Annotated in this window: 19 protein-coding genes and 3 pseudogenes; 14 read left to right on the forward strand and 8 right to left on the reverse strand. The window is 61.3% G+C overall.

The genetic code is table 11. The features are described 5' to 3' along the window. Positions 1-84 precede the first annotated feature (84 nt). The 7 genes from AB5K84_RS03910 (at position 85) to AB5K84_RS03940 (ending at position 6,375) form a co-directional block, all read left to right on the forward strand. Positions 85-1,107, forward strand: coding sequence for an ABC transporter substrate-binding protein (locus tag AB5K84_RS03910; protein ID WP_011082923.1), 1,023 nt, complete (start codon positions 85-87; stop codon positions 1,105-1,107). 10 nt (positions 1,108-1,117) lie between these two features. Then, entirely contained in the window at positions 1,118-1,933 is an 816-nt protein-coding gene (locus AB5K84_RS03915; protein WP_011082922.1) for an ABC transporter ATP-binding protein, read from the forward strand. Beyond that, positions 1,930-2,748 (forward strand): ABC transporter permease, encoded by an 819-nt coding sequence (locus AB5K84_RS03920; protein ID WP_011082921.1) that lies wholly within the window; start codon positions 1,930-1,932, stop codon positions 2,746-2,748. Before AB5K84_RS03915 ends, AB5K84_RS03920 begins: the two co-directional genes overlap by 4 nt. Further along, positions 2,748-3,737 carry a 2-hydroxyacid dehydrogenase gene (locus AB5K84_RS03925; RefSeq protein ID WP_011082920.1) on the forward strand — a complete coding sequence of 330 codons (990 nt, stop codon included), beginning with the start codon at positions 2,748-2,750 and terminating at the stop codon, positions 3,735-3,737. The genes AB5K84_RS03920 and AB5K84_RS03925 overlap by 1 nt, the downstream gene beginning before the upstream one ends. Next, on the forward strand, positions 3,737-4,429 hold the full coding sequence (locus tag AB5K84_RS03930) for an AprI/Inh family metalloprotease inhibitor (RefSeq protein ID WP_011082919.1): 693 nt from the start codon (positions 3,737-3,739) through the stop codon (positions 4,427-4,429). Before AB5K84_RS03925 ends, AB5K84_RS03930 begins: the two co-directional genes overlap by 1 nt. A gap of 118 nt (positions 4,430-4,547) precedes the next feature. Continuing rightward, entirely contained in the window at positions 4,548-4,955 is a 408-nt protein-coding gene (locus tag AB5K84_RS03935) for a YciI family protein (RefSeq protein WP_011082918.1), read from the forward strand. A 133-nt stretch (positions 4,956-5,088) separates the two neighbouring features. Further along, positions 5,089-6,375, forward strand: a complete 1,287-nt coding sequence (locus AB5K84_RS03940) for an RNA polymerase sigma factor (RefSeq protein ID WP_038966620.1) — start codon at positions 5,089-5,091, stop codon at positions 6,373-6,375. A 57-nt stretch (positions 6,376-6,432) separates the two neighbouring features. On the opposite strand, the gene AB5K84_RS03945 is transcribed toward AB5K84_RS03940, so the two are convergent. Beyond that, positions 6,433-7,821: a peptidoglycan-binding protein gene (locus tag AB5K84_RS03945; protein ID WP_011082916.1), complete on the reverse strand. Its 1,389-nt coding sequence runs from the start codon at positions 7,819-7,821 to the stop codon at positions 6,433-6,435. Positions 7,822-8,110: 289 nt separating this feature from the next. On the opposite strand from AB5K84_RS03945, the gene AB5K84_RS03950 reads away from it, so the two are divergent. The 3 genes from AB5K84_RS03950 (at position 8,111) to AB5K84_RS03960 (ending at position 9,938) form a co-directional block, all read left to right on the forward strand. Further along, complete coding sequence (locus AB5K84_RS03950; protein WP_028175101.1) at positions 8,111-8,485, forward strand: hypothetical protein; 375 nt, start codon at positions 8,111-8,113, stop codon at positions 8,483-8,485. Between the two features lie 165 nt (positions 8,486-8,650). Next, positions 8,651-8,971 carry a YMGG-like glycine zipper-containing protein gene (locus AB5K84_RS03955; protein WP_011082914.1) on the forward strand — a complete coding sequence of 107 codons (321 nt, stop codon included), beginning with the start codon at positions 8,651-8,653 and terminating at the stop codon, positions 8,969-8,971. A gap of 103 nt (positions 8,972-9,074) precedes the next feature. Then, positions 9,075-9,938, forward strand: coding sequence for a hypothetical protein (locus AB5K84_RS03960; RefSeq protein WP_231166616.1), 864 nt, complete (start codon positions 9,075-9,077; stop codon positions 9,936-9,938). A gap of 93 nt (positions 9,939-10,031) precedes the next feature. Here the strand turns inward: AB5K84_RS03960 and AB5K84_RS03965 are convergent. After that, positions 10,032-10,118, reverse strand: a pseudogene (locus AB5K84_RS03965) (RadC family protein); the annotation flags it as partial. Positions 10,119-10,151: 33 nt separating this feature from the next. Then, the gene (locus AB5K84_RS03970) at positions 10,152-12,401 is read right to left on the reverse strand and encodes an ABC transporter substrate-binding protein (protein WP_038966619.1); all 2,250 of its coding nucleotides are present in this window, start codon (positions 12,399-12,401) and stop codon (positions 10,152-10,154) included. Between the two features lie 559 nt (positions 12,402-12,960). Between AB5K84_RS03970 and AB5K84_RS03975 the strand changes: the two genes are divergently transcribed. After that, complete coding sequence (locus AB5K84_RS03975; protein WP_011082911.1) at positions 12,961-13,989, forward strand: hypothetical protein; 1,029 nt, start codon at positions 12,961-12,963, stop codon at positions 13,987-13,989. A 120-nt stretch (positions 13,990-14,109) separates the two neighbouring features. On the opposite strand, the pseudogene AB5K84_RS03980 reads toward AB5K84_RS03975, so the two are convergent. From AB5K84_RS03980 to AB5K84_RS03990, 3 genes and pseudogenes are all read right to left on the reverse strand, one after another. Then, positions 14,110-14,274: pseudogene (locus AB5K84_RS03980) on the reverse strand (JAB domain-containing protein); the annotation flags it as partial. 246 nt (positions 14,275-14,520) lie between these two features. After that, entirely contained in the window at positions 14,521-15,660 is a 1,140-nt protein-coding gene (locus AB5K84_RS03985; protein ID WP_223153803.1) for a phosphorylase family protein, read from the reverse strand. A gap of 48 nt (positions 15,661-15,708) precedes the next feature. Further along, positions 15,709-15,945: pseudogene (locus AB5K84_RS03990) on the reverse strand (HNH endonuclease signature motif containing protein); the annotation flags it as partial. Between the two features lie 286 nt (positions 15,946-16,231). Between AB5K84_RS03990 and AB5K84_RS03995 the strand changes: the two are divergent. The 3 genes from AB5K84_RS03995 (at position 16,232) to AB5K84_RS04005 (ending at position 18,946) form a co-directional block, all read left to right on the forward strand. Then, positions 16,232-18,043, forward strand: coding sequence for a hypothetical protein (locus tag AB5K84_RS03995; protein WP_011082908.1), 1,812 nt, complete (start codon positions 16,232-16,234; stop codon positions 18,041-18,043). 115 nt (positions 18,044-18,158) lie between these two features. Continuing rightward, on the forward strand, positions 18,159-18,713 hold the full coding sequence (locus AB5K84_RS04000) for a restriction endonuclease (protein WP_011082907.1): 555 nt from the start codon (positions 18,159-18,161) through the stop codon (positions 18,711-18,713). 5 nt (positions 18,714-18,718) lie between these two features. Then, a complete protein-coding gene (locus tag AB5K84_RS04005; RefSeq protein ID WP_071908403.1) occupies positions 18,719-18,946 on the forward strand; it encodes a restriction endonuclease in 228 nt (75 codons plus the stop codon). A gap of 129 nt (positions 18,947-19,075) precedes the next feature. Here the strand turns inward: AB5K84_RS04005 and AB5K84_RS04010 are convergent, their stop codons facing one another. Together AB5K84_RS04010 and AB5K84_RS04015 are read right to left on the reverse strand one after the other, a co-directional pair. Further along, positions 19,076-20,212, reverse strand: coding sequence for an SAVED domain-containing protein (locus AB5K84_RS04010; RefSeq protein WP_011082906.1), 1,137 nt, complete (start codon positions 20,210-20,212; stop codon positions 19,076-19,078). Then, positions 20,196-20,645, reverse strand: a complete 450-nt coding sequence (locus AB5K84_RS04015) for a hypothetical protein (protein ID WP_202557271.1) — start codon at positions 20,643-20,645, stop codon at positions 20,196-20,198. The genes AB5K84_RS04010 and AB5K84_RS04015 overlap by 17 nt, the downstream gene beginning before the upstream one ends. Position 20,646 lies beyond the last annotated feature (1 nt).

The following is a 20,646-nucleotide window of genomic DNA, read 5'->3' on the forward strand; positions in this document are numbered from 1 at the left end:
TCCCCGAACTTCATGCGGTTTTATCGCGTTGCTTTCACATGGGCCAGAAGCGATTGGGCCAGAAGCGATCGACGGAGTGCCATTATGACCCTCTCTCATCTGCGGCGAGCGTTAACGGCGGGCTTGATGGCCGCTCTTGTCTCGGTCGTCCCGGCGCGCGCGGAGACCCTGGACAAAGTCACCTTCGGCACCAACTGGGTCGCCGAGGCCGAGCATGGCGGCTTCTTCCAGGCGGTCGCCGACGGTACCTATAAGAAGTACGGGCTCGACGTCACCATCGTCCCCGGCGGTCCCAACGAGAACAACCGGATGCTGCTGATCGCCGGCAAGATCGATTTCTTCATGGCCGCGAACACGCTGATGTCGTTCGATGCGGTCGCCAACAACGTTCCCGTCGTGACCATCGCCGCGGTGTTCCAGAAGGATCCGCAGGTGATGCTGACGCAGCCGGACGCCAAGGTCGCCAAGATCGAGGACCTCAAGCCGCTGACTCTGTTCGTCTCCAAGGAGGGCATGAGCAGCTACTTCCAGTGGCTCAAGTCCGAATACGGCTTCAACGAGAAGAACGTCCGGCCCTACAATTTCAATCCGCAGCCCTTCATCGCCAATCCCAAGAGCGCGATGCAGGGCTACGTCACCTCCGAGCCCTTCGCGGTCGAGAAGGCCGCCGGCTTCAAGCCGAACGTGCTGCTGCTCGCCGATTACGGCTTCAATACCTATTCGACCCTGATCGAGACCCGCCGCGACATCGCCGAGAAGAAGCCCGATCTGGTGCAGCGCTTCGTCGATGCCTCCATGATCGGCTGGTACAACTATATCTACGGCGACAATTCCGCCGGCAATGCCATGATCAAGAAGCTCAATCCTGAGATGACCGACGATCTGCTCGCCTATTCCGTCGCCAGGATGAAGGAATACGGCATCGTCGATTCCGGCGAGTCGTTGAAGAACGGCATCGGCGCCATGAGCGACGAGCGCTACACCTCCTTCTTCAACAAGATGGTGAAGGCGGGCGTGGTGAAGCCGGATCTCGACTTCCGCAAGTCCTATACGCTGCGCTTCGTCAACAAGGGCGTCGGCGTCGAGCTGCGCCCGAGCAAGCCGTAACGCAAGGTCCATGTCACCAGTCAAAACCTCGTCCGGGGTCGAGGCCAGCCTGACGGCGCTCGCCGTCAGCCTGCGCGGCGTGACGAAGGTCTATGACAACGGCGTCATGGCGCTCGGGCCGCTCGATCTCGCCGTGCGCAAGGGCGAGTTCATCTCGCTGCTGGGACCGTCGGGTTGCGGCAAGTCGACCGCGCTGCGGCTGATCGCGCAGCTCAGCGCGCCGTCGTCCGGCATCGTGCGGCTGGCGCGTCACGAGGGACCTGCACAGCCGGGCCATGGCATCGGCTTCGTATTCCAGGAGCCGACCCTGATGCCCTGGACCAGCGTGCGCGAGAACGTGCGGCTGCCGTTGAAGCTTGCTGGCGTGGCGAAGGCGGAGGCGCGCGCGCGCGCCGACGAAGCGCTGGCGAGCGTCGGGCTTGCCGATTTCGCCGACGCCTATCCGCGCGAGCTGTCCGGCGGCATGAAGATGCGGGTCTCGCTGGCGCGCGCGCTCGTCACCGATCCGGATATCCTCCTGATGGATGAGCCGTTCGCGGCGCTCGACGAGATCACGCGCTTCCGCCTCAACAACGACCTGCTCGCGCTGTGGCGCAGCCTTCGCAAGACCGTCATCTTCGTCACCCATTCGGTGTTCGAATCCGTCTATCTGTCGCAGCGCGTGGTGGTCATGACGGCGCGGCCCGGCCGGATCCAGGCCGACATCCGCATCGAGACGGTCGAGCCGCGCGGAGAGGAGTTTCGCACCTCGGCCGCCTATTCGGATTATTGCCGGAAGGTGTCGGCCGCGCTGGCGCCGTCCTATTCGGGGCAACCGGTGCTATGAGCGCGCAGCCCTCCGTCACCGCCAGTCCGTCCGGCGCGCACCGCGCGGTGCGCTTCGTGCTTCCCGTCATCGTGCTTGCGGCCGGGCTTCTCGCCTGGGAACTCGTGGTCCGCATCAGGGAGATCCCGCCTTACGTGCTGCCCGCGCCCTCCGTGATCTTCCTGACGCTGATCAAGGACTGGGCCGTGCTGTCACAATCGCTCGCCACCACGCTTCTGACCACGCTTGAAGGATTTGTGGCAGCGAGCGTCGGCGGTATCGCGCTGGCGCTGCTGTTCAACCAGTCGAAATGGGTGGAATATTCGCTATTCCCCTACGCCGTCGTCCTCCAGGTGACGCCTGTTATCGCGATTGCACCGCTGCTCCTGATCTATCTGGAGCAGCAGACCGCGGTCGTCGTCTGCGCCTTCATCGTCGCCTTCTTCCCGGTGCTCTCCAACACCACGCTCGGGCTCAATTCGGTCGACCGCAATCTGGCCGGCCTGTTCCAGCTCTATGGCGCCTCGCCACCACAAACCCTGCGCTTCCTGAAGCTGCCGGCGGCGCTGCCCTATATCCTCGGCGGCCTGCGCATCGCCGGAGGGCTGTCGCTGATCGGCGCTGTCGTGGCCGAGATCGCGGCCGGAACGGCCGGCGCCGGCTCTGGGCTCGCCTACAGGATCGCCGAGTCAGGCTACCGATTGAACATACCCCGCATGTTCGCCGCGCTGCTGCTGTTGTCGCTGGCCGGGATTGTCATCTATGGGGTGCTGGCGCTAGTTTCCCACCTCGTTTTACGGCGCTGGCACGAAAGCGCCCTTGGAAAGGAAAACTGATGACCGCCGGTTCGATTTCGTCCGAAAAGATCGACCTTCTGATCTATGGGCCGGTGCGGCCGATCCTCGAGAACGGGTTTTCCGATCATTTCGTCGTGCACAAGGCCGAGACACGAGGCGACCTCGAGCGGCTGACACCCGCGATCCGCGAAAAGATCCGCGGCGTGGCCGTGACCTATCACACGGTGCGTGCCGACAGGGACTCGCTGTCGCAATTGCCCAAGATCGAGATGGTGGCGAGCTTCGGCGTCGGCTACGACCACGTCGACGCCAAATACGCGGCCGAGCACAACATCATCGTCACCAACACGCCCGACGTGCTGACCGAGGAGGTCGCCGACGTCGCGATGGGCCTGCTGATCTCCACCGTGCGCGAATTCATCAAGGCCGACCGCTACGTCCGTTCCGGCCTCTGGCAGACGCAGAACTATCCGCTCAGCGTCGGCTCCTTGCGCGACCGCAAGGTCGGCATCGTCGGCATGGGCCGGATCGGCCAGGCCATCGCGCGCCGGCTCGATGCCTCGCTGGTGCCGGTGGTCTACCACTCCCGCAACCCGTCCAAGGACGTCTCCTACAAGCACTACCCTGACTTGATCGAGATGGCGAAGGCGGTGGATACCTTGATGGTGATCGTGCCCGGCGGCGCCAGCACCAACAAGATGATCAATGCCGAGGTGCTCAAGGCGCTCGGCCCGCGCGGCGTACTGATCAATGTCGCGCGCGGCTCGGTGGTCGACGAGCCGGCGCTGGTGCAGGCGCTGAAATCCGGCACCATCCTGGCCGCCGGCCTCGACGTGTTCGCAGCGGAGCCGAGCGTGCCGGACGAGCTCAAGAGCATGCAGAACGTCGTGCTGCTGCCGCATATCGGCTCGGCCTCGGTGGTGACGCGCAACGCGATGGACCAGCTCGTCGTCGACAACCTCAAGGCCTGGTTCGCCGGCAAGGCGCCGTTGACCCCGGTTGCGGAAACGCCGTTCAAGGGGCGCTGATGACCATTCTTCGGGTCGCTGCATTGGCCATCGCGGCATGTGTCGCCGCGGTCGGCCCTGCCTTGGCGCAGGATGCGACGAGCCTGAAGAAGACGATGCCCGGGCAATGGGAGCTCTCGACCACCGAGCGCAGCAAGACCTGCGTGGTCACCATGAAGAGCGATGCCGCGGGCCAGGGCTTCAAGCTGGAGCTGGAGCCGGCCTGCAAGACCGCGCTGCCCTTCACCAAGGACATCGTCGCCTGGAGCGTCAGGGGTCTCGACATCGTTCGCTTGCAGGATGCGACCGGTGAAGCGGTGATCGACTTCACCGAGGTCGAGGCCGGCATCTTCGAGGGGCTGCGGCAGGGCGAAGGTGTCTACATCCTGCAGGACCTCGCCGCCGCCCGTTCGATGGCCAAGTCGATGGACCAGATGATCGGCGACTGGTCGATGGTGCGCGGCAACGGCCAGCCGGTCTGCGGGCTGACGCTGACCAATACCGAGGCGGGGCCGGACAATTTCCAGGTCTTCCTGAAGCCGAAATGCGATGCGGGCATCGCGCAGTTCAATCCGACGCAATGGCGGCTCGAACGCGGCCAGATCATCCTGATGTCGAAATCAGGCGATGTCTGGCAGTTCGAGGCCGACGACAACGCGCAGTGGCGGCGCGTTCCCGATACCGCTGATCCCCTGATCATGCTGCGGCAATAATTTCTCCCGGCCAATAATTTCTCTCGGGGATGTCGATTTAGCCGAGGCTCAATCGTCACATCCATAGCGAGCCGGTTTGCGGCCGGAGCGGTCGCTGCTCGCGCCAAGGGAGTTTTTCATGCGCTTCATGTACATCGTCACCTCCAGCCAGCCGATGGCGGGCCCGACCCCGGCACTGATGGAGGCGATGCAGAAAATATCAGAGCGGGAGATCAAGGCCGGTCGAATGCTCGACACCGGCGGCCTGATGCCGCTTGCGACCGGCGCACGGGTGAAGATCGTCGACGGCGAGCTCAGCGTCATCGACGGCCCCTTCGTCGAGGCCAAGGAAGTGATCGGCGGCTACGCCATTTTCGAGCTGCGCGACAAGGCGGAAGCCCTGGCCATGGCGAAGGAATTCATGCAGTTGCATCTCGATCACATGCCGGGATGGGACGGTACCTGCGAATTGCGGGCATTCGCGACGCCGGGCGTCGACGTGGCGTGCGAGATCGACGCGCATTCCAGGGTCGCCGCCCACGCCTGATGAACACCACCGCTCGTCTTAGTGCGTTTTCAAGCAAAGTGGATACCGGTTCGCGTAAAGAAAACGCGTCAAAGCAAGAATCCAGAGCCCCGTTCCGATTCTATCGGAACGGAAAGGGCTCTGGTCGGTGGCGATGACGGCCGCCGACATCGATCACGCGATCCGCGCCGCGATTCACGCAGCTTGGCGCGTCGTGCAGCCGCGGCTGATCGCGACGCTGTCGCGCATGCTGCGGGACGTGACGCTCGCGGAAGAATTGACCCAGGACGCTCTCGTCGCCGCGCTGGAGGCCTGGCCGCTGAGCGGGGTGCCGGACAATCCCGGTGCGTGGCTGGTTGCGACGGCGAAGCGCCGTGCGCTCGATCATCTGCGCCGGGCGAAAATGCTCACCCGCAAGCAGGACCTGCTGACGCACGAGCTGATGCAGGAACAGGACGCGATGCCCGATTTCGACACCGCCCTCGACGACGACATCGGTGACGAATGGCTGCGGCTGATCTTCACGGCCTGCCACCCGCTGCTGCCGCGGCAGGCCCGCGCGGCGCTGGCGTTGCGCATGATCTGCGGCCTGACCACCGACGAGATCGCGCGCGCCTTCCTGGTCTCGGAGGCAACCATCGCCCAACGCATCGTCCGCGCCAAGCGCACGCTTTCGCGGTCGGGCCTCACCTACGAAACGCCGGGCGGCGAGGCGCTTTCCGAGCGTCTGGCCTCGGTGCTCGAGGTCGTCTATCTCATCTTCAACGAGGGCTATTCGGCCTCTCGCGGCGAGGAGTGGCTGCGGCCGCAGCTCTGTGACGAGGCCCTGCGCATGGGACGGGTGCTGGTCGGGCTCGCGCCGCTCGAGCCCGAGGTGCACGGTCTCATGGCGCTGATGGACCTGAATGCCGCGCGGATGCATGCCCGCACCGACCGCGATGGCGAGCCCATCCTGCTCATGGACCAGGATCGCGGGCTGTGGGATCGGCTCCAAATCACGCGCGGCCTTCGGGCGCTGGACCGCGCGCGCGAGCTCGGCGGAGCCGGCCGGTTCTACACGCTGCAGGCCGCAATCGTCGCGTGTCACGCCACCGCGGAGACGGCCGCAAGCACCGACTGGCGACGCATCGCGGAGCTCTATGGCCAGCTTGCGACGCTGGTGCGCTCGCCCGTGATCGAACTCAACCGTGCGGTCGCGCTCGGCATGGCCGAAGGGCCGCAGGCCGGGCTCGATCTCGTCGAGATGATCGCCGACGAGCCGGCGCTCAGCACTTATCACCATCTTCAGGCCGTGCGCGGCGACCTTCTGCACAGGCTCGGCCGCTTCGCCGAGGCACGGCTATCGTTCGAGACCGCCGCCCGTCTTGCAACCAATGCGCGCGAGCGCGGGTTGATGGAACGACGTGCGGCAGACATTGCCGATGCCGGCGGCATGGCTTGAGGCGCGCTGAAACGGCTGCGCGGTTGTGGTTAGGTCGTCGGCTCTACGTCGTCGGCTTTACGTCGTAGCCTTGGGCGGCGGCGCGGTGCCCTGCGCCCACTTCTCCAGCTTGCCGAGCACGCCCCAGGCCGTGAGCGCCAGCGAGATCGGCATCGCGAACTGGCCAAGGCCCGGCACGGCCGACACGATCGTTCCGAGCAATCCGGCAATGCCGCCCGCATTGGGGCTTGCCGTCACCGACGACAGCAGCGCGGTGAGCACCGAGCCGCCGATGCCGAGCGCGGTCTTCTTGCCGTCGAGCAGCTTGCCGATGGTCTCGCCGAGCGCGCCGTTGACCTGGCCGAGCACGGGCTTGCCGTCCTTGTTGAGCAAGGTGCTGAGCAGGTCGACAACCTGCTTCAGCTGATCGACGGGGGCGGGATTGGTCGGGGTGACCGGTCCTGGCATGGGCGCCGTCTTGTTGATGAGGGAAAAGAGCCGTTCGAACAGGCTGATCGGGTCGTTGGTGGCGGGCAGCGTGTTGCCCGGTGTCGTCGTCCCCGGCGTTACGCCGCCGGCTGACGGTCGCAGCAACTGCGCGAGGTCCTCCAGCCGCTTCAGGGCCTGGGACAGATCGCCGGTCTGCCCGGCGGTGCCCGACTGCGTCGCGCGCGTGACGGCAGCGACCGTGGCCCCGTCGAGAAGGCCGGTATCCCTCAGGCCGTTCTGCTGCTGAAACTGCGAGACCGCAGCCTTGGTCTTCGGTCCGCTGATGCCGTCCTCTGCAAGCGGCGGGTTGGCGCCGAGCTTGTTGAGCGCCTGCTGCATCAGAACAACCGTCGAGGCGATGTCGTCCTCGGGCTCGGTGCGGCCCACGAATTGCGTGCTGCCGTCGATGGCGATCGAGGAATCGAGCGACATCATCGCATGCAGGATCACCGCGGTGCCGAGCTGGGAATCGACGTGGTTCGAGTCGAACACGTGATCGCGGACGAATTTGCCGGCCCTTGCCTCGGGCGGGCCGTACAGTGTCGAGCCGCCATAGAGATAGGGCGAATTGCAGCCCTTGGCGTGATAGCCGAAGCCGTTGAACGCCTCGAGCCGGTACAGAATCCGCGCGATACCCCAGTCGTGAGCGCCAACGAAATTCTCGATTCTGAACGCGTCCACGGCGCCGTCCACGAAGGTGGCAAACGGGCCGCGCCCTTTCGGAACGATGGTCGTCGCGCGATGGATCGTTTCGCCGTTGCCGAGATAGGTGTCGAAATCGAAGTTGGATTCGCGATAGTGGCAGAGCGCGGCAAAATGCCAGGGCACGCCGGTCAACCGCTCGATCTGCTGATAGGTCGCCTTGCCGTTGAGGGCCTTGCGTGCGACCGCATTGGCTTCGGCGAGGCGTGAGGGCCTGACCTCGAGACTGGCCCAATTGCGCTCGTATTCGTCTTTCAAACTCTCGAATGACAACATTTCCCGCTCCCGCAAATGGATGAACGATCTACTCTCCGTGCATGTCAAAGTAGGCCGGGCGCCGTAATCAGGGCGTGGCGCCAGCGTAATCTGCGAGAATGTGACAGGTCGCCGGCCCGGCGTGTGTGAAATGGGTTACAGCCTGAGCGGGAAATCGGCGGCAGCACTGCGCTCGGAGGTCGCAAGCCGAATGTGGCTTGCGAACGCGGGTCACCGCGATCCTGGAACCTGCTGGGGCGTCCGCCCGTTAGCAGCCCACACGGTCAGGAGGCTTGCTCAGGAGGCTTGCATGGCCAAGCGCGTCCTCGCGATCGGCATCGAACCCGGGGTTGCGGACTACAGCACATTCCCGCAGCTCACGCCGGAGCTCGTGCGCAACTATATCGAGACCCAGCTGCTGCGCCTGCGCGGTCTCGGTTACGAGGTCACGAGCTGCCTGATCGATCTCGACGCGGCTGCGGAAGCGGCGGTGACGGCGGCGTTGCGCGACGAGAGCTTCGACTGCATCGTGATCGGCGCGGGCCTGCGCGAGCCGAAGCAGCGCCTGCTGCTGTTCGAGAAGGTGCTCAACCTCGTCCACCGCCTGGCGCCCAATGCGGCGATCTGCTTCAACACCACGCCCGCCGACACCGCCGAGGCCGTGCAGCGCTGGATCGAGCCCTGACACGGAGATGGCCGGCATGTGCACCGCACCCGGCACGGTCTGAGCTGCCGCCTCGCAGAGCCCCCCGGCGCCATCACGGCGCGTCCAGGTGGCGGCGCTGGCTATTTTTCTGGCCCGAATCCGCTTCCGGCGCTATGACACAGCTCACCACAGGGGAGGTCGAGCATGCTTCGAGGTCTTCGCATTGGAAGTTTTGGGATCGCTGCGTGTCTGACGGTTGCGATGGCAATGCCGGTGCATGAGGCGGCGGCCCAGGACGCCGTCGGCGGCGCGATCATCGGCGGTGTCGGCGGGGCGATCCTCGGCGGCGCGATCGGTGGAGGCCGCGGTGCCGCAATCGGGGCCGTCGTCGGTGCCGGAACGGGCGCCGCGATCGCTTCCGAGGGCGAGCGCCGCCGCTCCGGTTACTACGCCTATCAGCGCGGCTGCTACATGCAGCGCCCCGACGGCCGCTACGTCCCGGTCGATCCCCGATATTGCTATTGATCGTTCAGCCGCCGGCGTCGCGGGGTTGACGGCGGCCGGCGGTTGACTTGGCGGGGAGGGGTGAGCATCGGCCGCGGGCCGCCATCCCGGGGTGGTGGATCGCATGACTATCCGATCTCGCATGTGCCGGCTTCTGATCGCCGTCATCGCAGCGGGCGATCTCGTCGGAGCCGGGTCCGCCCGCGCGCAACAGATTCCAGCCGACGAACCCGCGTTTACGGCTTTCGTGGCCGAGCGCATCCGCGCCGAGATTCGTGACACCCCTGTCGTGATCAAGGGGCCGCTGACGCTTTCGATCGGCCCTCTGCAAGCCAACCTCGATCGCATCTACGCCTTCTGCAAGACCAACACGGGCGCCTGCAGCAAGGAGATCGGCACCTATGTCAGCGGCGTCGTGGCAACGACAAGCAATCGGAATGATCCTCCCACCAGAGCAGCGCTGCGCGTGGTCGTGCGCTCGGCCGATTACATGCGGCAGGCGCTTCGGGAGGTCGATGCGCGCGGTCCGGCCCTGACGCGGCCCCTGGCAGAGGGGCTGGTGATCGTCCCGGTGCTGGATTCGCCGCGGACGATACGGGTGTTCAATGACAAGGATCGTGCTGCGCTCGGCCTGACGCCGGACCAGGTCTTCGACATCGCCATCGCCAATCTGCGCAGCAGCATGAAGCCGCTCGCGACCGCCGCAAAGGCGGTCCCATCAGGACAATTCGGCACGCTGAAGGGAGACTACTATCAGACCAGCCGGCTTGCGCTGATCGACAGCTGGGCGCCGCTCGCGCAGGCCCAGGGTGGCGTCCTGATCGTGGCGGCGCCGTCGGCCGATCTCGTGCTCTATGCAAGCGAAGACAGCGGCGCCGCGCTCGACGCGCTGCGGACGCTCGCCAGGAACGTCATGGCGCGCGCGCCGAAGCCGCTTTCCGCCGCGCTGCTGCGCTGGACGCCGAAAGGGTGGCAACTGGTTCGGTGAGATGGCCTGAGAGCCATGCGGCCGATTCAGCGGCAGGCACTGATAAGATAGGCGGGACTTCCTCTCAATCCGCCGCCACGATTTGGAGCCCTGGATCAACCGCATCCCGCGCAAGCTGGCGTGGCCACTTCTGCCGACGGTGATGTGGTCGTGCACGGCGATGCCGAGCGACCTGGCGATGTGTGGCGGGCCGGCGAGGTATCCACGCCTGCCTCACACGGCATAACGCCGGTAGAGCACGACGATGATAGCGAGCACCGTCCCGGCATAAATGATCTGTGCTACGTGATCCGAAACAACAGCGACGCGCTTTCGGCCCGCGTCCCGAAGTTTTTCATGTCTGTAGCCCGCCAACATCGCCATCAGGCATAGTACGAAGAAGATGTAGAACATCTCTTCGACCACCACCGTGTATCCGACATCGCCGATCTGACTGTTCACCGCTACGAGCAGCACCGCGCTCGCCAGGATCGAGGTCACTGGGATCGTCACGCGTTCACGAAACATGGTTTCGGGAAAGAACAGCGTGGCGAATACGACGAGCACGAGCAGAAACAGCGGCAGTAGGTTCTTCAGCATGTAGATGGCGGAGCTGCGGCGCAGCATGATGGCCGCATCGAAGCCTGCGAATTCCGTCCTTGCCTCGGCACCAAACAAAGGCGCCTTTCCGAGCGTCGATCCGCTGGACAGGGATTCGACGAAATAGTTCAGCCCGAGAAATCGCCAGAGCGGAAGCCCGGAATAGGCCCCGTCCTCGGCCCGCGAGCTTCCGTCGTCGGCGAGGCGCAAGCCGAACCGATCGATGACATAGGTGATGAGCTCCCGCCGCTGTTCCGTGTTCTGAAAAAGTAGATGCAATTGCTGCGTGTCGAATGGATAATCATGGAGATCGAAATGGGCCTTGAAATCGCCGTTGATGCGATAGAGCCGGTAACTCAGGCCGTCTTCGTGTCCAGCCTGAATCGGCCGAGCTGGATCGAACGCCCCGCGATCCAGCAATGCCGGGAATTCGACGTGCGTCTGCGCCTCATCGTCGCCAGCGAATCGCATCCAGAGATAGAAGTCGACGTTGAACGAATTTTGCTTCACGTCGATCCGGCTGACGCGAATGATGTCGATGCCGGTATAGACGACGCGCTGAATCCAGTAGCGCCGATCCTCGAACGCGATGACATGGCCCTTCTCCTGTTCCGCGGCGAGATCGATTCCATCAGGCTGATCGATGCGCACGAGTTGCTGCGGCGCCGTGACGAACCGACCGTAATGGAAGAAACCCATTCGGATCGGGCGCGGAATGTCGCGGTTCGCGTTGAAATAGAGCCGCCCCGTCAGCCCGACGACCGCCGATTTCGGACTGTCGATCGCGGCCAGTGCGGCGCGCACCCGGTCGCGATCCGCAACCTTGCTGTCGGATCGTTTCTGAATCCCCTGCCCCATAAACCGGTGATGTACGGCAGCTCGTTTCAGCGCATCGATCATCAGGCGCGCGGCGTCATACGCGCCGCCGGCAACCCAGCTTGGCGAGGTAGCGGCTTTCGCCTTGTAGTCGACGGCAAAGGCCTGCGCCGCCACGCCTGCGCTGTCGAACATCAGCGATGAAGCGGCATACAGATTCTCGCTGAAGAAACCCGGATGCGATTTTTCCTCGGGCTCGTTGGCGAAATTCTGCAAATAGCTTTCGCGGGCCGCGCCTTGGGATGCGATGATCGTTCCCTTGATGCCGTGGCGGCGCAGCGCCTTGACGATGTCTGGGCTAAAATCGGGTGCCGCGCCGACGACGATAACGCCGGGTCCGGGCTCCTGCGCGGCAGCGGCTAGCGTCCCATCCATCGATCCGATCTGACCGGCTGCGACGTCCAGTCCGAACACGTGCAACTGCTCCGCCGGATAGGCCGCGGCAAATCCATGCTCAAAATTCTTGCCGTAGGAATCGCGCGTGTGAACAAGACGGACTTTTGGCTCCTTCATCACGGCGCGCAGATGTTCCGCGATCGAGCGCGCCTGCGCGGAGACCGGCGCCAACGCACGAAAATAGTAATCATTGGTGGATGTCAGATCGTCGGCAGCCGCGCTTCCCGTGAGCGCCGGAATCCGCGCATCCTTATATACCGGCGCGGCCGCGAGCGAAGCGGAGCTGAGATAATGGCCGAGCACAGCGACGCATGGGCTGTCGGCGATCGCCTGCGCGTTCGCGCGCGCCACGGCTGGATCGCTTGCGTCGTCGAACAGAACGAGTTCAATTAGCCGTCCGTTGACGCCACCCTTGGCGTTCACCTCGTCGATTGCAAGCTGCGTCGCGACCAGGCTTTCCGTCCCGGCCGGGGCCGACGGTCCAGAGAGCGAATTGGCGAAGGCGATGCGAATAGGCTCCGGGCGAGTCCACAGGATGGCGGCCCAGGCGACGGCGAGCACCAGGGCGACGCCCGCAACAACGGCAAGCCACATTATAAGCCGCTGCTTCATCGTCGATCCTCGCATCGATCGGCATAAGCCGAGATTCTCCAGATCGAGGCCTCAATCAAGCCGAGATTGCCGCCGCTGAGAGCGTTTTTCAAGCCCGCCCCATCGTTACCGGCAAGATCTACGACCATTCAAGGCGGATGAAGGAAAGTGCGTGGTGCCGGAAGTCCGGGCCGTCGGCCGTGGCCTCGGTCATTCACATACCCGGCCTGACACCGCGCGCATTCGCCGGATCGCTCGGAACGGCTTTCGTTCTGGCCGTGGAGCGCGGCCGACGAGGCGCTTGATTGAACGGACCTCAATGAGGCGTTCCGCCACTTCTCTGATGGGCCAGAAGCGGACATTGATTGGCCTTCCGCGTTCTCCGCAAAGCGGAGTAGGCTACGCCTACTGCCGTCCGTGCCCAATTGTTGCGGAGGGACTGCCATGAAACTTCGCCGCCGAAATTTTCTGCATCTCGCCGCGGGGGCCGGCCAGATGGTGTTCCCGCCGCCGAAGGAGGCTCTCATTCCGCGCGCAAAATTTCGCGTTGACGGACCGAACTAAGACAGGAGAACCAGACATGGCCGCTTTTCAAGAGGTTTTCCGCCGCTCCGGCATCGATGAGCGCCGCAGCCCGCCGGGCATGGTGGTGCCGTTCGGCGGCTCCAACATCGTGGCGCTGATCGATCCCGGAAGAAAGCTCAAAGTCGATCCTAACCCCCATGCCCTCGGGATCAAGGAGATCGATGGCGCCGATACCCTTAGACGCGTAATGCAAGCCAGAGACACCTTCTCCGAACCCGATATCGATCCGCAGCTCAGGGCGGCGTCACTTCCCACCACCTTCAATGGCGATGCACGGTTTTTCGAAATCAATGGCCGGATTAAGCCGATTGGCTTTCCCGGCCTGGAGGTGGTGGCCCGGTCGGCCGGCCGGAAGATCGAAGCCAAGCTCCATGTCGTCGTGCTGCCGGAAATCAAGATCAAGGTGGCGTTCCGTAACGTCATGGTTCCGGGGAGTGGCGGCGCTCCGGCGTTTCACGCCAAGAAGCCTTGCAACGAGCAAGATGAATTGCTGACGATGAACAATATATGGAGGCCGCAGGCCAACATCCGCTTCGAGCGGGTGCCAAGCGACTGGCTGGTCATCGACGACTCGCAGGCTGCCGTCAAACAGGACCTCGCCACTGCGACCGGCATGAAGGATGCGAGCCTAGCGACCTTTCCCGATGTGATCGACGTCGAAAAACTGAAGGGCTTCTTCGTCAAACACAAAGTTCAGGGCGCCCATCTAACCATTTTTTGCGTCGATAAGGTTTGGTCCAATGGCGGCCCCGCCAATGGCTCATTTGCTCGATCGCTGGACCTTGCCTTCATCAGCTCGCAACGCGGGCCTAACACGTCTGCCCATGAATCCGGCCATTTTCTCGGCTACTACTCGAAGAGCGCGAGCAAACCTTGGGACAGCCAAGGCCACACGCTGGAGACCGATCCGAAAACCGGAAAAGAAAACAGGGCGGAAGACATCAAGATGCTGATGCGCGGGGGAGGCGCCGGGTGGAAAATTCCGTTTAATCTCGTCAAGGAGTTCCGCGACTTCCCCGGCTAGCATCCGAAGATCAGACAGAAGCTGGAAATCACTCCAGGCGTTGAATGTCGCCTTTGGGTCAGTCGCGTCGTTTTGCGAAGTTCGCGGTAAGGTCCGCTTTAGCCCCAAGAGCCGACGTCGTTAGATCAGCTTCATCCCCTTCAAGCTGGAATGCCCGTTCTTGCCGACGATGATGTGGTCGTGCACGGCGATGCCGAGCGGCCTGGCGATGTCGATGATCGCTTTCGTCATCTGGATGTCGGCCTGCGAGGGCGAGGGATCGCCGCTAGGGTGGTTGTGCATGAGCCTGCGGCGTCTATTATCTATTTGAGTTTGCTGTTATTTTAGATTCTGATCGAGCTGTAGGAGGCGGAGACTGGGGCATGTAGTGGGTGATTGTTCGTGATAGTCACGAGAGTTCACGCTCGGTCCTGGCCGCTTCGATTGGAGTCCTTGTTTCAATGCCCGATCTGTCCGTGACATGCATTTCAGTGCGTATCGACGGCTTACGGACACCGCCGAAAGCATCAGCCTGAATGCTCAGGTTTTCCGTTAACGTGTCCTTTCATCGACGGCTTCCTCCAATACGTGCAACGTATCGCGCCGCTCGAACAGTAAAATTAGCTCTCTGACCCGGGCCGATTTGCGGTCGCCGGGAATTTCGTCAATGTCCACGCCCAGGAGAAAGCAAAGGTTCTTAAACTCTTCCATATCGAACGCCGTACACAGCTCATCGAACAATTTCTTACGTTGAGCTATCGAAATACGCGACTTCGTTGCCGCTACCGAAGCAACGGACTTCGGCCACGCCCCCTCCGAGAGGGAAACTGGGCGCGACTCAATGAAGCTTCGCAAGCACGAAGCCGCGGAATACGCTGCGTACTCTTGCCACATGTCATTCTTTTTGCCGTCGGCGAAGTCGCAGATGGCTCGGATCGTCAAGAATCCCACCTTCTTGACAGCGCTGAATGCCGCAGAAGCGACTCCTGCACTCTCCATCTCAATTGCGATGAGATCGCGTTGCAACGACCGAAGCTCTTGGGCAGCCTCGCTTGAAGCAATCACCTTCTCTCCAGAGGCAATTGGTCCGACATGAATTCTCGGCTCGATGGCGCTCGCGCTTTTCCCATCGGGCCTTGAAGGCAAATGTGCGCGCCACGTTGAGTCGGTCAAGTTCAGTATTCCATCCACGAGGATGGGGTCCGCCTGAAATTGCCGAGCTCGATGCTCCTGATGATTGGGTCGAACCTTCGAGAGCTCATAATAGAAAATGGAGTTCGAGGCCACGATATCGCCGAAGCCCTGATCCTTTCTAGAGATTCCACCAGCAATTCCATTCACAAGTACAAATCGCGGCTTCCATTTGTGGATGAGGTCCGATGTCGCATGTGCGGCATCGAGATTTCCCATCGAATGAAGGAGAGTGGCAACAACTCGATACGAGCCGCCGCGTCTTGTTGGAATCGTTCCGCGAAGGTACGTGCGGGTCGAATCCGATGTCGACGAAATCGGTACCAGCTCAGGAAAATAATGCTTAAGCGCAGCCAATTCCTTCCGCAACGCGACGACAACTGCGAAGTCGACTGATTCGTCCTCCACCTGTCGCGAGAGGTCGGTAGCCTGCTTGTCAGTAAGCTCGACAGCAACCGAGCTGAGAAATGCTGCGACGCGGCTCTCATGGCGCCGTTTCATGAGAAGCAACGAATCCGCTGTGTAAGTGGTCGGATCCTGATCGACCAAACGATGATGCGTTGGACATAGGATGATCAAGTTGTCTGCGTCGTTGCGCGACTCTTCGGATTGCGCGGGATCGAATCTCGGCCCCCCGGGAGAGGCCGCACGAATGTGGCAGAGTTCGCCCAGTAATGCGCGAGATTGAGGCTGAACGAGCTGCGTTGTACATCCCGGGAAAGCGCATAGGCCCCCCGAAGAAGCGAACAGAATCTTTATCGAACGATCACTGGGTTGTCGTCGCATAGCACCTCAAGCACGCTCCGCATGCCGTCGCCCCGTAGTCAAGAGATCATAGCCTTCAACGCCCATCAACCGGATACGTGTCGATAAGCCGACACTTTGTGGCTAACGTTGCTATTGAGCAGGCCGTCTAGAGCTGCGCGACATCGAGTAGCCTTCTAACTCTTCTTTGCGGGGGGCATGTTCTTTCCATTTGCATCGTGGAGGCATTCGCGCTTAAGTTGATCATATTGAAGGTCCGTCTTAATTGACATGGCGTACTTCCGCGCGGAAACGCGACGGGGGATGGATGATCGACTCTCTTCGCGTTGCAAAAACAGCAAATTTTCACATTCTTAAGCGGCAGATGAGCAATGCCGCATTAGATGACCTTTTTCGCCAAGTTCGGGCAAGCCAGCCCTCGGCCTCCCAAAACATATTCTACCATCGGCGCGTCCAAGCTGGGCGCGCGCGTTGGTCTGCGATCTCCTTCCTCTATGACCGCTCGCCTTCATTCTTAACCGAAGACGCAGGAATCCGAGAACGAATCTGCGGATTTATTCTTTTGATCGAATATCGCGATCATCTCGCGATTCTTAAATCCAAGCTCGATCTTCCGGCAGGATTTTTCACCCGCTATCTCGGTCGAGTATCAGCCGAACGCGTGGATCGTGCGGTCGCACGGCAGGGAGCGGTGTTCGAAAAGATTCGGCTTCGAAACATGTCGGTCTCCAAGCACGTGATGAGGAGTAAAACGTTCGAAGCCGATGACCTACAAAATGTTGTCGGGCCTGCTGGCGCAAACCGGTATGTGCCCCAGGCGTACGCGGTCCGGTCGGGAACTGACCACTATTCTACAACTCCTAGCACCGGCAGGATAGGGCAGCGGTCTGATCGGGTCGATCACCTCGCACTTGTGGAGTACGCGAAATCTGTAATTGACGAGCTGGTAGGTGGAAGAGCTGCACCTGCCAGCTTTCTCCGTACCTTAGCCCGCGCTATCGATTTGGCGAGTATTGGCGGCACCGCGCGTCCAACAAGTTTTGCCGTCGACGTTGCGGGATTTGTTGATGCGATCCATGTCGATCGCGAAATCAGACTTGTACATGAAGATAGCGGTAGACTCACTCAACTCTCCAAGCATGAAATCGATGCAGCGTTAAATGAGCTCGATCGTGCGTTTAGGGTCAGCGGCGACGGAAAGAGGATGGATATCTTCGACGGTGCTGATTCGGTTGGAGCAATTGCAATCAACCAAGCTCGCGTAGCATTGCGTGACTTGCAATTGCCGATCACTGCCGGCATCGAGGTCGAAAGTACAGAGTATGCTCTCGGTCACGATCCAAATCGGATCTCGCTCCGACGCTACATCGATCGCGAGGATAAGTTCATATTGCTGTTCGACGCCCTCTCTTTAGCTTACATCGACGGGACCTTGTTCCGCGACGAAGGCTTTGTAGATGGTGGCGCAGCCCTGTTGCGCCATTTGCGCTCTGATCCGCTCCTAGACGGAGTGACTGATGAAAAGGGTAACTTTTCGACGCGAAAGGCCACCTTTGATGCTGACTCCACTTTCGGTGTGATCGAAGCGAGTGTTGCGGACGGGGACGATGTGCTTGTGTGCGACGATCTTGGCGACGAATGGGCGGACTATATTGGGCTAAACAACTCCAGCAGCCCGCCTAGAATTACCTTTTATCACGCAAAGCATGGTCCACTATCGCTCGGTGCTGGGCCGTTCCATATCTCCGTGAGCCAAGCAATTAAGAACTTGCAGCGTATGAGCCTTCCGCCGGAATCGATGGAAGCGAAAATTCGTGGTTGGAACAACAAGTATGTAAGCGGTAGCGGAGTCAAAACCCGGATCAAGAGGATTGTCCGAGGCGATGCCGACGAGCTAATGAACGAATTCGCTCAAGTGCGGCTTGCGCCGGATGCAATTCGTCGGGTCTTCATCGTGACCTCTTCGCTGAGCCGCGGTGCTGTTGAAGAGGCGCTAAAGGAAGTCGCAGCCGGCCAAGCGCCAGACCCATACTTCGTTCAGCTCTATTGGCTGTTGATGTCATTCTTCTCGGCGTGTACCGAAATGAACGCACATGGATACGTGATCTGTCAAACTTAGCAGGCGCTGATCACGGAGTCGGTATTCGAAACTGCGATTTGGCTATTCCGGCTGTTAAGGCCCGACAGCCGGCTGACTGCTAACCTATGCGCAGTTGTAGTAAAGAGCGCGTGCCATGCTTACTTTGCAGCAGATGGAAGAGGTAAGGGTTCGCCTAGCGCAGCAACTGATATTCTACATGCCCGTTAAGCTGTTTCCTATTGCGCAGAAATTAGCGTTTCCGATTCTTTTAGAGTTCACACGACTAGTGGATTTTAGGAATCTGGAAATTCCACCAGAGAAGATCAAAATTACTGACTTGATCTACGAAGACAGGCTTCCGTCAGTGTTCGAGTCGTTTATCGCTCGGCGGTTTTCCGAGGGGAATAAGCAAGCGGAGTTGCGAGTAGCGGGAATCATTACACCAGATCACAAGATCGTCCTGGCAGATCGTAAAACGGCAGAGGGATTTCTAATAAAGGCAAACTCAGCGGTTTGGTATGAAATTGTAGCAAGCCTGCAATCGGATTGGAGCCAAGCGTATTCACTTTCTGCGACGCGTTGGGAAGAGATCGTCGCTGGTGCCTTCGATAAAGCGGGGTTCGACGAGGTGACATTAACGCCACGCTCAGGGGATCACGGACGGGATGTCATAGCTGTTCGAAGGGGGTTGGTTGCATCAAGATCATAGGATCGGTGAAGGCGTATAAGCCGAGGAACGAGGTTTCATATGATGACATTCGTGCATTGCTGGGCGTACTCAGCGGGGAGCAGAATGCCTCTAAGGGAATCCTGACTACAACGTCGGACTTTCCGCCAAGGCTAATATCTGATCCGTTCATAACTCCCTTTCTGCCGACGCGTCTCGAATTGATGAACGGTGACAGCCTTCAAAAGTGGCTTGGTGGCCTCCTGAAAAAATAGGCTTCTCCCGTTCGGATACATGCCTCTACGAGAGAGGGCTTGGGTCCGGACTTAATTGATCCACCAGGTAATCGCAGCGGCGAGGAGGATTGCGGACAGGAAGATGTCCGCGCGCTTGTCGCATCGGGTTTAGGGAATATCGAAGGTCCGTATGAACCCGTGCGATCGATTGTTGTCGTAGAGCCGGAGGGAAAGATCCGATTTGGGCATCCAGACGCGGCCGACCTCGACCGCCAGGGAGGCGGGAAGCGCGGGAAAAACATGCAGCAGCGTTCCCTCGCCATGCCGAGCCTTGATGCGGTCGTAGAGCCGTCGGAGTTCGCGCCGAAATGCGGCCTGATCGTCAGCTCGCCGCAAGACGTCGTTGTGAGGTTGATCCGCGCAGAGCGACCAGATCGCGGCTTCGTCGCCGAGAACCGCCTGGAGTCGCGCGTCGGTCACGGTAGCGCTGACACCGAGCTTTAGCGCGACCGAGCCTGACAGCCCGATATCCGGTTCGGTGACCTGGAATGTGATCGGGGGGCCATCGGACGCCCATCGCCAACTCGCGGGTTCGCGATGCCTTTGATGAACGACGGCCGGAACGATATCGCAGAGCAGCCGGCCAAGCTCGATCAGCAGCGGCTGCGGTGCGAGTGCGAATACGCTTAGATGCCTAATCTCCTGTCGCTCTACGCGGCCTCGCACCTTCGCTTCGAACTGGCGTCTCAGGTTCTCGCGCTGGACCGTCCAATAGGCAGGCTCGTTGTCTCGAAACGCACAGCCTACCATTTCAAGATCCAACCTCTGGCCGCTGGCTGGGTGGCGGTCGGGCGGCATCGCCGAAAAGATCGCCTGCGTCGATACAAGCGCCTCGTTGTCACAAATGCTCGCCCCAAACCTGATGACGTGAGATGCCCGGTCTTCGTCGATGCCGGCAACGATCGCGATCCGGCCCTCGTGCTCGGCTTTCATAGTTAGCAGAACAGATTCCGGATGATCGGCGACGGCGTCAAGATCGATCAGCTTGTGATGTCGGGCGCACATCAACATTAGATTTTCCAGACTACGCGCGAGCTGAGTCGACCGGATCGGATCGCCGCGCGGGCCGCCTTCGACGTCAGCCACGATGTGTGCGATGAAGCCGAAGATCCCGTCTTGCCGCCCGGCCACCAGGTCGCCGACCAAATCAGTATTGCATCCACGATATTGGCAGCGGCCAGCAGCCCGCGCCCACAGCGCCGATTGGACCTTTTGCGGAATGCTGCTCTTAGACACCGACGCCACCTGCTACGACGTGGCGGCCGCTCGCTGTCCATTGACCCGTTGCGCGCCAGCCCTCGTAAGCGGCAAGCCACTCGATCACCCAGGGCACAGTTGTCTGCGAGAGGCTGTCGAACGGCGACCAATCGTCGGAATCGGGATCGAGCATGCATAGCGTCACTTCGCCATCCGAACCGTAGTACACGTGAGGGAGCCTACCCTCCGGGTCGCCCGGACGGTGCCGTAACGGCGGTGACAAGACTTTGACGCGTGGCTGGAGAATGCGCACGTCGAGCCGTTCGATCACCAGCGGCGCTCGATAAGTGATCTCGACCTGAAACGTCTGAAGCAAAGGCCGGAGAGGGCCCTGCCACGCCGCGATTGCGCCGTGGCGGCCGATGAGTTTCAAGTTCGGCCACAAGGAAGCCATGTCAGTGATCTGGGCGTCGACCGTCATC

This window comes from Bradyrhizobium sp. 1200_D9_N1_1 (assembly GCF_052075915.1).
Classification (GTDB): Bacteria; Pseudomonadota; Alphaproteobacteria; order Rhizobiales; family Xanthobacteraceae; genus Bradyrhizobium; species Bradyrhizobium diazoefficiens.

Coding starts and splice junctions, on each gene's coding strand:
- AB5K84_RS03910 (WP_011082923.1), top strand. CDS start 85: ATGACCCTCTCTCATCTGCGGCGAGCGTTAACGGCGGGCTTGATGGCC.
- AB5K84_RS03915 (WP_011082922.1), top strand. CDS start 1,118: ATGTCACCAGTCAAAACCTCGTCCGGGGTCGAGGCCAGCCTGACGGCG.
- AB5K84_RS03920 (WP_011082921.1), top strand. CDS start 1,930: ATGAGCGCGCAGCCCTCCGTCACCGCCAGTCCGTCCGGCGCGCACCGC.
- AB5K84_RS03925 (WP_011082920.1), top strand. CDS start 2,748: ATGACCGCCGGTTCGATTTCGTCCGAAAAGATCGACCTTCTGATCTAT.
- AB5K84_RS03930 (WP_011082919.1), top strand. CDS start 3,737: ATGACCATTCTTCGGGTCGCTGCATTGGCCATCGCGGCATGTGTCGCC.
- AB5K84_RS03935 (WP_011082918.1), top strand. CDS start 4,548: ATGCGCTTCATGTACATCGTCACCTCCAGCCAGCCGATGGCGGGCCCG.
- AB5K84_RS03940 (WP_038966620.1), top strand. CDS start 5,089: ATGACGGCCGCCGACATCGATCACGCGATCCGCGCCGCGATTCACGCA.
- AB5K84_RS03945 (WP_011082916.1), bottom strand. CDS start 7,821: ATGTTGTCATTCGAGAGTTTGAAAGACGAATACGAGCGCAATTGGGCC.
- AB5K84_RS03950 (WP_028175101.1), top strand. CDS start 8,111: ATGGCCAAGCGCGTCCTCGCGATCGGCATCGAACCCGGGGTTGCGGAC.
- AB5K84_RS03955 (WP_011082914.1), top strand. CDS start 8,651: ATGCTTCGAGGTCTTCGCATTGGAAGTTTTGGGATCGCTGCGTGTCTG.
- AB5K84_RS03960 (WP_231166616.1), top strand. CDS start 9,075: ATGACTATCCGATCTCGCATGTGCCGGCTTCTGATCGCCGTCATCGCA.
- AB5K84_RS03970 (WP_038966619.1), bottom strand. CDS start 12,401: ATGAAGCAGCGGCTTATAATGTGGCTTGCCGTTGTTGCGGGCGTCGCC.
- AB5K84_RS03975 (WP_011082911.1), top strand. CDS start 12,961: ATGGCCGCTTTTCAAGAGGTTTTCCGCCGCTCCGGCATCGATGAGCGC.
- AB5K84_RS03985 (WP_223153803.1), bottom strand. CDS start 15,660: ATGAAACGGCGCCATGAGAGCCGCGTCGCAGCATTTCTCAGCTCGGTT.
- AB5K84_RS03995 (WP_011082908.1), top strand. CDS start 16,232: ATGATCGACTCTCTTCGCGTTGCAAAAACAGCAAATTTTCACATTCTT.
- AB5K84_RS04000 (WP_011082907.1), top strand. CDS start 18,159: ATGCTTACTTTGCAGCAGATGGAAGAGGTAAGGGTTCGCCTAGCGCAG.
- AB5K84_RS04015 (WP_202557271.1), bottom strand. CDS start 20,645: ATGACGGTCGACGCCCAGATCACTGACATGGCTTCCTTGTGGCCGAAC.